This is a genomic window from Mucilaginibacter sp. A5337, from assembly GCF_059690695.1.
The window spans coordinates 56,787-69,336 of sequence record NZ_JCAWEC010000010.1 but is presented as its reverse complement, the minus strand read 5'-3'; the positions used below and the strand labels follow the sequence as shown (position 1 = coordinate 69,336).

10 protein-coding genes are annotated in these 12,550 nt (G+C 44.2%); 7 read left to right on the top strand and 3 right to left on the bottom strand.

All coding sequences use genetic code 11. From position 1 onward, the window contains the following. Positions 1-5 precede the first annotated feature (5 nt). A complete protein-coding gene (locus AC59JO_RS26575; RefSeq protein ID WP_497309264.1) occupies positions 6-674 on the bottom strand; it encodes a hypothetical protein in 669 nt (222 codons plus the stop codon). An 83-nt stretch (positions 675-757) separates the two neighbouring features. On the opposite strand from AC59JO_RS26575, the gene AC59JO_RS26570 reads away from it, so the two are divergent. From AC59JO_RS26570 to AC59JO_RS26540, 7 genes are all read left to right on the top strand, one after another. Beyond that, positions 758-3,736 (top strand): ligase-associated DNA damage response DEXH box helicase, encoded by a 2,979-nt coding sequence (locus AC59JO_RS26570; protein ID WP_497309262.1) that lies wholly within the window; start codon positions 758-760, stop codon positions 3,734-3,736. A gap of 80 nt (positions 3,737-3,816) precedes the next feature. Continuing rightward, the gene (locus tag AC59JO_RS26565) at positions 3,817-4,134 is read left to right on the top strand and encodes a hypothetical protein (RefSeq protein ID WP_413670913.1); all 318 of its coding nucleotides are present in this window, start codon (positions 3,817-3,819) and stop codon (positions 4,132-4,134) included. A 420-nt stretch (positions 4,135-4,554) separates the two neighbouring features. Further along, the gene (locus AC59JO_RS26560; RefSeq protein WP_413670914.1) at positions 4,555-4,890 is read left to right on the top strand and encodes a tRNA-binding protein; all 336 of its coding nucleotides are present in this window, start codon (positions 4,555-4,557) and stop codon (positions 4,888-4,890) included. After that, the gene (locus AC59JO_RS26555; RefSeq protein ID WP_413670915.1) at positions 4,891-5,364 is read left to right on the top strand and encodes a nucleoside deaminase; all 474 of its coding nucleotides are present in this window, start codon (positions 4,891-4,893) and stop codon (positions 5,362-5,364) included. A 191-nt stretch (positions 5,365-5,555) separates the two neighbouring features. After that, positions 5,556-6,167, top strand: coding sequence for a superoxide dismutase (locus AC59JO_RS26550; RefSeq protein ID WP_413670916.1), 612 nt, complete (start codon positions 5,556-5,558; stop codon positions 6,165-6,167). A 221-nt stretch (positions 6,168-6,388) separates the two neighbouring features. Next, the gene (locus AC59JO_RS26545) at positions 6,389-7,852 is read left to right on the top strand and encodes an amino acid permease (protein ID WP_497309259.1); all 1,464 of its coding nucleotides are present in this window, start codon (positions 6,389-6,391) and stop codon (positions 7,850-7,852) included. Beyond that, a complete protein-coding gene (locus AC59JO_RS26540; RefSeq protein ID WP_413670918.1) occupies positions 7,852-8,883 on the top strand; it encodes a 2Fe-2S iron-sulfur cluster-binding protein in 1,032 nt (343 codons plus the stop codon). The genes AC59JO_RS26545 and AC59JO_RS26540 overlap by 1 nt, the downstream gene beginning before the upstream one ends. Before the next feature lie 65 nt (positions 8,884-8,948). Here AC59JO_RS26540 and AC59JO_RS26535 read toward each other — a convergent pair whose 3' ends face one another. Both AC59JO_RS26535 and AC59JO_RS26530 read right to left on the bottom strand, forming a co-directional pair. Continuing rightward, positions 8,949-10,115 (bottom strand): PepSY-associated TM helix domain-containing protein, encoded by a 1,167-nt coding sequence (locus AC59JO_RS26535; RefSeq protein WP_497309257.1) that lies wholly within the window; start codon positions 10,113-10,115, stop codon positions 8,949-8,951. Between the two features lie 3 nt (positions 10,116-10,118). Then, positions 10,119-12,539 carry a TonB-dependent siderophore receptor gene (locus AC59JO_RS26530; protein ID WP_497309255.1) on the bottom strand — a complete coding sequence of 807 codons (2,421 nt, stop codon included), beginning with the start codon at positions 12,537-12,539 and terminating at the stop codon, positions 10,119-10,121. Positions 12,540-12,550 lie beyond the last annotated feature (11 nt).

Sequence of the window (12,550 nt, the reverse complement as noted above, 5' to 3'; positions counted from 1 at the left end):
ATCAATTAGTGCATATTCAAATAAGCCGCGGCAGTATCATTGGCTTTATGCACTACCACACCAACGCATTTGCCACTGCCATCTATCTCAAAAGAAATCCCTTTAGCAAGATCGGTATAAACCTGCACCTTGCCACTTTTGTTACTATAAGTTGATGTTGGTTTTAGCGTATAAGCTTTTTGTATTTCCTGTTTGGTTGAACCTACACCAACTCCGCCATCGGTTTTAAACTGTGGCGATGTTACCAGGATCTTTTGTACATGGCTTATCTGTTCATCTTTACCACCCATATTATGATGCGTGAAAACCGCTGTACGATTACCCGTAGGATCGTGACCGGCAAACCAAACCATCAATGAGCTGCCCATAGCCGCGTCTGAGCTATCGGGTTTACCTAATTGCTTTATAATATTCTGAACATCATCGTTTAATACAATATGCCCTATGCTTTTACCGGGAGTGATAAGCCAATCGGAATGGGAGGTATTGGCGGTACCGGTATCTGAAGCCATGGTATGATGAACGGTGGTGTCATTTTTATCGGGGAGATGCTGGCCTGCGGTATCCTTCGGGATTTTATTGGTATCAGCTATGGTAGCCGGCTTGTTCTTATTGTTTCCGCAAGCCAAAAGGCAAATGGCGATAGAGATAATTATTAAGCTATTTCTGATCATATAACTATAACCAATTAAATGGTTATTTTGTTGGCTCGGTTATCCAGCGATAACCAAACAATAAAAAATTTGTTAAAGGGGTAATGACAAGCATAGGCCAACAGGTTATACAACAATGGTACAGGGAGAAAAACTGGGAACAGTTTCCATTTCAGTCCGAAATGATGGATGCTTACCTTGGCGGGTATTCGGGTTTGTTGAATGCCCCAACAGGCAGCGGTAAAACCTTTGCCTTGTTTCTGCCTTTTTTAGCCGGCTTTATCAATGCCAATCCGGATACTTATAAAACCAAGCAGAATAATGGTTTGCTGATGCTTTGGATAACCCCGTTGAGGGCGCTAACCAATGATATCCGCAAGGCCATGCAGGAGGCCTGTGATGAGATAGGCCTGCCATGGCGCATAGCCACCCGCACAGGCGATACGCCTGCTGCAGAAAAACAGGCCCTCAAAAAGAAGCTACCGGAAGTGCTGCTTACAACCCCCGAAAGCCTGCACCTGATGCTCGCCCAAAAAGAGTATCCAAAGTTATTTAATCAACTAAAGGTAGTGGTAATTGATGAATGGCATGAGCTGTTAGGAACGAAACGCGGGGTGCAGGTTGAGTTGGGTTTGTCCCGGCTAAAGCACCTCACCCCGGCCCTCTCCAAAGGAGAGGGAGCTGAAAAGTTTAATGCTGAAGCAAAGGATAAATACCCAGGTTATCATACTACCGATGCATTGAGCTGGCAGGTAAATATTGATAATGCAAAGCTTATGCGTCATCAACCAACAGAAGCCGAAAATATTTTGTGGCAATTGTTAAGAGGGAAAAAGACGGGTTATAAATTCAGGCGTCAACATCTTGTATTGAATTATATACCTGATTTTATTTGTCTTGAAAAGAAATTGATTATTGAAGTTGATGGAGGATATCATAATGAAATTGAGCAACTACAATTAGATGAGGCAAGAACAGCATATTTAAAATCGCATGGATATGATGTTTTAAGATTTACTAATGATGAAGTTTTAAGAAACCCGGATGGGGTAGTTGAATCCATAAAAGAATATTTAGAAAGGGGCTCCCTCCCCCTCGGGGAGGGCTGGGGTGGGGTGAAAATCTGGGGTATCTCCGCTACTATAGGCAACCTCGAACAAGCTGCCGAGGTTTTATTGGGCAATGATTTTCCGCAGGAACGGGTAAAAATGGTGCGTGCTAACCTGGAGAAGAAACTGGATATCCGGTCTATCATACCGCAAAATATCGAGAACTATTCATGGGCAGGGCACATTGGTTTAAAACTTTTGCCCGAGGTAATGGAGATTGTGGCCAAAAGCAAAACCACATTGATCTTTACCAATACCCGTTCCCAGTCGGAGATTTGGTACCATGCTATTTTGGATAATTACCCCGAATATGCCGGTATCATGGCCATGCACCACGGTTCGCTGGATAATGAACTGCGCAACTGGGTGGAGGCTGCCCTGCACGCCGAGGCCTTAAAGTTGGTAGTATGCACCTCAAGCCTGGACTTAGGGGTGGATTTTCGCCCCGTAGATACTGTTGTGCAGGTGGGGAGCCCAAAAGGCGTAGCTCGTTTTATGCAGCGCGCCGGGCGAAGTGGTCACCATCCCGGTGCCACATCGCTGGCCTATTTTGTACCCACACACTCACTCGAGTTATTGGAGGGGGCAGCGTTGAAAGAAGCAATCAAAGCAAAGATTTTTGAAAGCCGCGATCCGATGCTGCTTACCATGGATGTGCTGATCCAGTACATGGTTACGCTGGCAGTATCAGATGGTTTTCGGGCCGAAGAGTTGTTTGAAGAAGTTAAAACTACCTATGCTTTTGCCGATCTGAGCCGTAACGAGTTTGGTCAGTTACTTGATTTTATCACCAGTGGCGGCAAAACGCTTGCGCAGTATGATGAATTTTTAAAGGTTGAGGTTGAAAACGGATTGTATAAAGTAAACAGCCGCAGGGTAGCCATGCGGCATAGGTTAAGCATCGGCACCATCACCAGCGAGCTGAGTATCCGGGTGAAATGGCTTAGTGGAGGGAGTTTGGGTACTATTGAAGAATCATTTGTTTCCAAGCTAAAACCGGGCAATACCTTTTGGTTTGCCGGCCGGAGCCTGGAATTTGTACGGGTAAAAGAGATGACCGCATATGTTAAGAAATCAAATTCAACAAAAGGCATCATCCCAAGCTGGAACGGGGGACGGATGCCGCTTTCATCTCAATTGGCTGCCGTATTCAGGCTTAAGCTGGATGAAGTGGCGCACGGCATCGAAAAGGATATAGAGGTTAAGGCACTGAAGCCGCTTTTTGATTTGCAGCAGCAATTATCGCACCTGCCTCAAAGTCATGAATTTTTAATTGAGTCGTTTAAATCGAAGGAGGGGCATCACTTGTTATTTTATCCTTTTGAGGGGCGATTGGTTCATGAGGGTATGGCTTCATTGCTTGCTTACCGTATCAGTAAAATTAAACCTGCCAGTTTCTCTATAGCTATGAATGATTACGGGTTTGAGCTGCTTACCGATGAGGATATCCCAATAGAGGAAGCACTGGAAGATGCAGGCTTTTTTTCGATAGATAACCTGATAGATGATATTCAGCATAGTTTAAATGCCAATGAAATGGCCCGTCGGCGGTTTAGAGATATAGCACATATCGGAGGCCTTGTATTTACCGGTTATCCGGGGCAGCAAGTTAAGAACAAGCATCTGCAGGCATCAACTTCATTGTTGTTTGAAGTTTTTAGCGAGTACGAGCCGGATAATTTACTGGTGCGCCAGGCATACAACGAAGCGCTGGCTTTTCAGCTGGAAGAGTTTCGGTTAAGAGCTGCATTGCAGCGTATCCAAACACAAAACATTATCTTAAAGGTAATTGAGCGCCCAACGCCTTTCGCCTTCCCGATCATGGTTGATAGCCTCGGCCGGGAAAAACTAACTACTGAAACTATGGAAGAGCGTATCGCCAAAATGGCCCGCAGCTATGGTGCCGAAGGTGTTCCTGAACCTGCAGAACGGAAAAGCAGGAGGCCGGGGATAACGAGGAGGAAAGGGCTTTAAGTCATTAACAAATTTGTTACCTCAATTGCATTAAACCATTCCCTGGTTTATCGCTCATATCTGATAAACACTTATCCAATATGAAAACCTTAAAACTAAACCATTTGATCATTTTGTTATGTCTGTTCCTGGCGTCATGCGCTACAACCAGTTATCTTGGGGATACCTACCCAGCTACGGAAAAAGTAGATGTTTTTTATGATGCAAAAGATGTTAAACAGGATTATAAAGTAATAGGGCACCTGGCTATCGCTTATACCGATAATTCTGCTGAAGCTAAAAACGATCTTTCGATTAAAGCCCGCGAAGTTGGTGCAGATGGGATCATTATTTTTCAGGTGAGCGGCAACACTGACAGAGCCACCATAAGGGCGGATGCTATTAAGTATAATAAGTAACTAAATTATGTTATTGCGAGTGTAGCGTGGCAATCGCACGGAAGCATATACGCCCTGTATAGCTACGAGATTGCCGCGCTACGCTTATAATGACGTGACCGTATATTGCTGATTATTAAGTATGTTTTTTTTGATTTATTTTATAATATGGGCGTTGCCTGCGGCCGGGCTATCCGCTGCAAGTCCTCGCCTTTCCTGCCCGTAAACCCGGCCCGCGCTGTGGGCTTTACGCTTCTATCCCTAACGCGCCCCGCGCAACAGCCCTAAAACATAGTTTACATGCCATCACAGTTTTTTTCAGGTTCCCTGATGGTTTCTCGCAATGACCTGATTTATTATATCTGCTCCGCAGCGCTGTTTACGGACTAATATGCCTGTAGTTTGTAAAACAGTAACAGTGCTTTTTTTATCTTTGCCGCTATGGAAACCATCACCTGGCATGATTTTGAAAAAGTAGAACTGCGTGTAGGCACTGTACTTGAAGCTATAGATTTTCCTGAAGCCCGTAAACCTGCGTTTAAAGTAAGGGTTGATTTTGGTGAGTTTGGTATCAGGTGGTCGAGCGCGCAAATTACTAAACATTACACCAAGGAGCAATTGGTTGGCAGGCAGATAGTGGGTGTAACCAATTTCCCCAAAAAGCAGATCGCCAATTTTATGTCGGAATTTTTGGTTACAGGCTTTGCCGATGAGAATGGTGATATTGTACTAACTGCTGTTGAAAAACCTGTGCCAAACGGCAGTAAACTTATTTAAATGAGATATATCAGTTTTGAGGATGAGGCCTCAATATCGCCCGACGATTATTTTATGGGCGAAGCCTTAAAGGAAGCCCGCTACGCGCTTGAAGAAGATGAGATCCCGATTGGGGCCGTAGTAGTTTACAACGGTCGCATCATAGGCAAAGGGCACAACCTTACCGAAAGGCTTAATGACGTATCGGCACATGCCGAAATGCAGGCCCTTACTGCAGCTGCTAACTTAATTGGGGGCAAATACTTACAGGGCTGTACGCTGTACGTTACCATGGAACCGTGTGTAATGTGCGCCGGGGCGTCGTACTGGTTCCAGGTAAGCAAGATCGTTTTTGGCGCTTATGACAATAAATTGGGGTTTGGCCGTATCAATCAAAAAATTACCCATCCAAAAACTGTGATTACCGGTGGCATCCGCGAAGCGGAGTGCAGCCAACTGGTAAAAGATTTTTTTAAGGGGAAGAGGAAGAAATAGGATAGTTGATGGTTCATAGATCATAGTTCATAGCAGAAGGAGTGATAGTTGATGGAAAATAGCTATGATCCATGAACCATCAACTATGAACTAAAGAAAACATGACAATTATTTAGAACAAATACCTCCGTCAACGCTTATATTTGTTACGTCACAACAAACATTAAACTTTAAAATTAATAACTAAAATTATGGCATTTACACTACCGGCGTTATCCTACGCTACTGATGCTCTGGAACCGCACATTGATAAACTGACCATGGAAATTCACCATGGCAAGCACCACCAGGCTTATGTTACCAACTTAAACAAAGCTTTGGAAGGTAAGCCGGAAGCCGATAGCAATATCGACGATATCATCAAAAACATTTCTAAATTCCCTGCTGCTGTACGTAACAATGGCGGTGGTCACTACAACCATACTTTGTTCTGGACTTTGTTATCACCAAACGGCGGCGGTGAGCCTGCAGGCGCTTTGGCCGATGCTATTAAAAGCACTTTCGGTTCATTTGCCGATTTCAAAACCAAAGTATCTGAAGCCGGTGCAACCCGTTTTGGATCTGGCTGGGCATGGTTAATTGTTACTGCTGACAAAAAATTAGCTATAACTTCAACTCCTAACCAGGATAACCCGTTAATGGATATCGCCGAAGTAAAAGGTACACCAATCTTAGGTATCGATGTTTGGGAGCATGCTTACTACCTGAAATACCAAAACCGTCGTCCGGATTACTTAGCAGCTATCTGGAACGTAATTAATTGGAACCATGTTGCCGAGCTTTACGCTAAAGCAACTGCTTAATATTAATTAAGCTCATAAATTTGAAGCGGCAGGATCTGATGGTCCTGCCGTTTTTTTGTTGGCGTCCGTGGGGACACGGACGCGGGGGGATTCCTTCCCTCGATCCGTGTCTCCACGGATCGTTGCAATTGATGTTGCCAAAGCGGATATTTTACCTGCCAATTATATCTCTACACCATAGCTCTCCAATAATCTACTAACTTTGTGGACTTTTTTATATTATGATCAAAAAGCCCATAGAAACCCTGCTCCGTGAATCAAAGGAGGAAGGAGAACATTCGTTAAAACGCTCACTTGGGCCGGTTAACCTTATCCTTATTGGGATAGGTATCATCATCGGGGCCGGTTTATTTTCATTAACCGGCATAGCAGCAGGCCAGCATTCAGGGCCTGCGGTAACCATTTCCTTTTTAATAGCTGCCATAGGTTGCGCATTTGCGGCCCTTTGTTATGCCGAGTTTTCGGCTATGATACCAGTTGCAGGGAGTGCTTACACTTACTCGTATGCGACTATGGGCGAGCTTTTTGCCTGGATCATAGGCTGGGACCTCGCGCTTGAATATGCCGTGGGTGCGGCAACGGTGGCCATCAGCTGGTCGCAATATCTTACTAAATTCTTGTCCTGGTTTGATCTATACCTGCCGCCGCAGCTTACACTGTCGCCTTTTGAAACAGCAAAAGCTGCCAATGGCGATATTGTAAATGGGATCATCAACTTACCCGCTGCTTTGATTGTGATTTTGGTTACAAGTATCATTATCCGCGGTACTAAAGGTTCGGCATTGGTTAATGCCATTATTGTAACCTTAAAAGTTGGGGTGGTAATTGTATTTATAGCAGTGGGCTGGTCGTTCATTAATCCGCAAAACTATCATCCATACATTCCGCAAAACACCGGGGTTTGGGGCGATTATGGCTGGTCGGGCATATTAAGAGGAGCCGGACTTGTATTCTTTGTATTTATTGGTTTCGATGCCGTATCAACTGCAGCACAGGAAGCGAAGAACCCGCAGCGTAACATGCCTATCGGTATTATCGGTTCACTGCTCATCTGTACAGTATTGTTCATTGTTTTTGCTCACGTAATGACAGGCATGGCCAATTATAAAGAGTTTATAGGTTCGGGCGCTCCGGTTGCTATTGCTATTGAAAAAACACATTACCAATGGCTTAGCAAGGCAATAGTATTGGCTATATTGATAGGTTATACTTCGGTAATACTGGTTGATCTGTTGGGGCAATCACGCGTGTTTTTCTCTATGTCGAAAGATGGCTTACTGCCTAAAGTGTTTTCAGAAGTACACCCCAAATTTCGTACACCCTGGAAATCAAATATCATGCTTTGCGCTTTTATAGCTCTCTTCGCGGCATTTGTGCCGATACGTGTGGTTGGCGAAATGACCAGCATTGGCACCCTGCTTGCATTTGTTATGGTTTGTGCCGGCGTACTTATTTTACGTAAACAACAGCCCAATGTTCACCGGCCATTTAAAACGCCGCTCGTTCCGCTGGTACCTATACTGGGAATCCTAACCTGCTTTGCCATGATGACATTTTTGCCCGGAGATACCTGGCTGCGCCTGATCATATGGCTTGCAATTGGTTTGGTTATCTACTATACTTATGGCAAAAAGAACAGCGTTATCCGTAAAGTGCTGAAGAATAAACATAGCGCCGCTAATTGATGGTTGAGGATATCTTAAAACTAAAAGTTGATCGCATAAAATGGGAAACTCCTGATACTGCTACGTTTTACTTAAGCAGCATTAATGGAGGGGATATCTCATACATCGCAGGTCAGTTTATCACGCTGATATTTAATCACAGACAGGAAGAGATCAGGCGCTCCTATTCCTTAAGTTCTTCTCCTGATGAGCCATATTTGGCTATTACTATAAAACGCATCAGTAACGGCGAGATCTCCAGGTTTATGCTCACCAAAATAAAAGAGGGTGATGAGTTAACAGCCCTGGCGCCCGCCGGTCGTTTCACGATTAGGGATCATCAACAGGAAAAAGATATCTTTTTATTTGCGGGCGGCAGTGGTATTACGCCTGTTTTTTCGCAACTGAAATACATACTTGGGAGGGAGGGCAAAAGCCGGTTGATATTGATCTACAGCAATCAAAATGCAGCTTCTATTTTATTTAAAGATGAATTGGACAAGCTGGCAACAGAACATCCTGAAAGGTTAACTATTGTACACTTGCTGAGCATCGAGGGCAACCGCCTCAACACCGATAAAGTTGAAAAGTTAGTGAAGCAACAAGTTCGTTTTAATTTAACCGATGCGGAGTTTTACCTCTGCGGCCCGTTTGCTTACATGCGGATGATCCGGTTCGACCTGGTTTATATGGGCGTTGATCGGTCGAAGATCCGCCGCGAAAATTTTGTGCTTGAAACTGTGCCTGTAAAAAGTGGCATCACCAGTTTTCCGCCACAAAACATTAAAATAAAATACAGGGGCGAACTGCATGATATTACGGTAGGTGAAAATCAATCCATATTGCAGGCCGCCCTGCAAAATAACATTCCATTACCTTATAGCTGCCGGGGTGGGGTATGCTCAACCTGTATGGTTAAATGTACCGGTGGTAAAGTAGAGATGGTGAAGAATGATGTGCTTACCGATGCGGATATCGCTCAAGGCTGGATCCTGACCTGTACCGGGCATCCGCTTGATGATGGAGTGGTGATAAGCCCCCCGGCCCCCTAAAGGGGGAGTTTCTTAATTCGTCATTGCGAGGCACGAAGCAATGACTGGTGGTAAGTGAGGGCTTATTACTTTGCCGGTAAGTGCTGCCTTACTGTCCTTCTGTGCACCACCGTTTTTACCTTTTTTGATTTTGATTTTTTGCGTTTACCCAACCAGATGATAAAACCGGTAACAGGTAAACTGGCGCAAATTAAACTGGCCAGAAAAGCGATGATTTTACCCGGAAGTCCCAGGATCTGGCCTACGTGAATGTCATAATTCATGTTATTCATCTTCATACCTGCGCTTTTTTGCTCGTGCGCAGTGCGGTTCAGTAATGTCCCTGTGTATTTGTCAAATGTATAACTGTCGCTTTTATAGTAGTGCAGGGCCTGTGCATATGCGGTTACACCAACTGCGCCGGCCTTTGTAGCATCGTCATAAATTAAAAACATCTCGGCTTTAGGCGAAGCTGCTTTGGCTGCCAGGTAAGCTTTGTTGATGACTTGTGTGGTATCCATCTTGCCCTTCAATAACGAATCCGACTTGAAAACCACTTTTTCTTCAGGGTGTGCTTTACCAAGATTAGCGGCGGCATAAATACCTTCGCGCATCCAGTCAAATGATATGGAAAGACCTGTTATGGCTAATATAATAGCCACGCTTGTTGCATAAAAGCCTAAAACATTATGCAAGTCATAATTCACTCTTCTCCAACGGCCGCCCCATTTAATAGTGAAGCTCCGTTTGCGATCGCTTTTGCGTTTTGGCCACCAAAGTATAATGCCGGTGATCATCAGTACCACAAAAACAATTACCGAAATACCCACCACCCAAGTGCCAATATTGGCCGGTAACAACAGGTACAGGTGGATGTACTCAACAATGATGAAGAAATTTGTAGTAGGGCTTTCGGTATGTATGATCTTACCGGTGTAAGGGTTCTGGTACACAAACAGCAGACCTTCTTTCTTATCGGTTACCAACACTCCTGCTGGGCGGCCGATACCGTAATAGTAAATATAACTGGCAGTAGCACCTTTGCGCCCTTTCAGCGCTTCGGCTTTAAGTACGGAAGGCGCTATGTAGGGTTTATTTTGTATTTCAACTTTTCGATAACTGTGTATAGCATCCTGGATCTCATCCTGAAAACAAAAGATACAGCCTGTGATACTCACTATGAACACCACAAGCCCGGATATAAATCCGAGCCAGCGATGTGTGAATAATAATCCTTTTTTAAATGGCGTCATTCATTAAAATTTATAAGTAGCGCTCAGGGCAAAGCTTCTCAACTTTTGCGGGTTCATTGTGCCGTAGCCTATCCAGTATTTTTGATTGGTAAAGTTGTCGAGCCTGGCACCGAACCTGTACCTGTTGGTATCGTAAAATGCTGAAGCGTTTAATATTGTGTACGATGGCAGTGTGAATACACCTAAGGTATGGCTGTTGATCACCTTGTTATCGCTGGCGTAGTTGCCGCCAATACCAAAACCTAAGCCTTTAACCGCGCCCTGCTGAATTTTGTAACTTGCCCAAAAGTTAGCCTGGTAAGGTGACCCTGCCGTGGCAGGGCGACGGCCTTCAATAGTAGCATCTGCCGTTTTGGTAAGTTTTGAATTGTTGTAAGTAAAGCCTGCTATTAAGTTTAAACCTGGTACCGGGTTGGCTATTACTTCGGCTTCAAAACCTTTGCTGAATTGCGTTCCGTCCTGTACTGAAAGCACCGGGTTTACGGTAGATGGGCGCACGATATCCTTTACTTTGATGTCATAGTAGCTTACAGTACTGCTTAATTTACCATCAAACAGATCTAATTTTACACCTCCTTCAATTTGATTGGCCTGCTCAGGTTTAAGTGGTTTATTGTTTTCGGTAGTACCGGTTTGGTTGTTAAAACTGTTTTGGTAGTTGGCGAATAAGGATACGTGGTCTTTCACCGGTTGATAAACCAAACCGAATTTTGGTGAGAACGCGGTTTGTTTATAAGCGCCGGAAGTTTTTTGTGAAACCGGGTCGTAGTTGCCTTTATTGTCAAATCTGTCTACACGTAAGCCTGCCGATGCCATTAACTCATCAGTAATGTTAAATACATCCGAAATGTATGCGCTGTAAGTATTGCGTTTATACATGGCCGGATAGGTAAAACCTATGTTGCCTGCCGCATACATTGCATCCAGTGCAGCACCGTTAAAACTGCTATAGTTATGATTGCCTGTTACGGATACGGTATCAAGTGTGCTGCCATAGAAATATTGTTTTGAATTTTCCCTGAAGAAATCCAAACCACCAACAAACCTGTTCCGGAACTTGCCTATTTTAAAATCGCCGTTAAAGTTTTGCTGAATTTCCATCATGTCGTCCCTGCTGTTGCGGGTAGCCTGGTCGTTTCGGGAAATCATATCGCCTGGCAACAGGTAATAGTAAAGTCCATGACCATCTGAGTAGCTATGTGTATAGCTCAGGTTGGTGCGTGAGGTCCAGGCATCGGAGATCTTGTATTTCACTTCGCCATAGAAATTCTGGTTTTGAGATATTTGGGTAAGACCATCGCCGTGATAGCTTTGCCTGTAATCAATATTTGATTTATCGGCGCTGCTGAAACCCATCTGTTCAACTGTTTGTCCGTAAGGGAAAAAGAAAATAGTTTTACCTACGTTTTTACCATAAGATAATTCCGCGTCGGCACTAATGGTTAACCTGTCGGTAGCTTTGTAAACGATGCTGGGATCGACAACCAAATTGCGCGAAAATCCGTTGTTCTGGAAACTGCCGTCATGGCTAAATGCGGTATTTAAGCGGAATAATACTTTTTTATCTTTATCAAGCGGTGTGTTGATATCTGCACTGCCACGGTAAAAACCGAAGTTACCACCCGATAAGCTCACTTCACCACCAAAAGTGTCATAAGGCTTTTTGGTTACGCGGTTGATCAAACCGCCGTAAGATGTTAATGCATTCCCAAACAAAGTGCCCGACGGGCCTTTGATAACTTCTATCCTTTCAATGTTTGCGGCATCGACGCTGTTGGTAACCTTACCTGCAATACCGTTACGAATAGAGCTTTGCACAATGAAACCACGGCTGTTAAAGTAAGCGCCGCCATCACCACCACGACCGGTAGCGTCCCACATTTTTTGTAATCCGGGAGCGTTCCTGAGCGCATCATCTACAGAAAAAACTAATTGTTCCTGTATCAGCTGGCTGCTAACGGTATTATAAACCTGCGGGTTTTCAAGGTTGGCTAATGGCATTTTAGCCACGTCCTCGCTGCGGGTACGTTTAAATTTATTGGTTTTGTTGGCGTTGATATTTACTTCCTGTAAACCATGAACGGTATTATCAACAGTTATGGTTTGGAGATTGGTTGTTTGGCCTGCTTTTACAGTTACGGCCTTTTCCTGGCTTTTGGCGCCAACTTCGGATACTACTAATGTATAGTTACCCTCAGGGGCTTTTATTTCGAATAAACCGTTTTCGTCGGTTATGGTGCCGTATTTGGTGCCCTTAAGTGTTACCGAAACGTTTTCGGCCGGGTCATTTTTAACAGTAACAACTTTGCCTTTGAGGGTACCCCTTGTTTGCTGTGCGAATGATGGGATTGTATGGATAAGCAGCAGAATTGCTAAAATCGAAAAAGAAAAGAGTTTTTGAAAGGATAGTTGGAGTTGATCCATTTTAATTTAGA

Excerpts from the sequence above, each read along its gene's own strand:
- AC59JO_RS26575 (WP_497309264.1), bottom strand. The coding sequence starts at position 674 with ATGATCAGAAATAGCTTAATAATTATCTCTATCGCCATTTGCCTTTTG.
- AC59JO_RS26570 (WP_497309262.1), top strand. The coding sequence starts at position 758 with ATGACAAGCATAGGCCAACAGGTTATACAACAATGGTACAGGGAGAAA.
- AC59JO_RS26565 (WP_413670913.1), top strand. The coding sequence starts at position 3,817 with ATGAAAACCTTAAAACTAAACCATTTGATCATTTTGTTATGTCTGTTC.
- AC59JO_RS26560 (WP_413670914.1), top strand. The coding sequence starts at position 4,555 with ATGGAAACCATCACCTGGCATGATTTTGAAAAAGTAGAACTGCGTGTA.
- AC59JO_RS26555 (WP_413670915.1), top strand. The coding sequence starts at position 4,891 with ATGAGATATATCAGTTTTGAGGATGAGGCCTCAATATCGCCCGACGAT.
- AC59JO_RS26550 (WP_413670916.1), top strand. The coding sequence starts at position 5,556 with ATGGCATTTACACTACCGGCGTTATCCTACGCTACTGATGCTCTGGAA.
- AC59JO_RS26545 (WP_497309259.1), top strand. The coding sequence starts at position 6,389 with ATGATCAAAAAGCCCATAGAAACCCTGCTCCGTGAATCAAAGGAGGAA.
- AC59JO_RS26540 (WP_413670918.1), top strand. The coding sequence starts at position 7,852 with ATGGTTGAGGATATCTTAAAACTAAAAGTTGATCGCATAAAATGGGAA.
- AC59JO_RS26535 (WP_497309257.1), bottom strand. The coding sequence starts at position 10,115 with ATGACGCCATTTAAAAAAGGATTATTATTCACACATCGCTGGCTCGGA.
- AC59JO_RS26530 (WP_497309255.1), bottom strand. The coding sequence starts at position 12,539 with ATGGATCAACTCCAACTATCCTTTCAAAAACTCTTTTCTTTTTCGATT.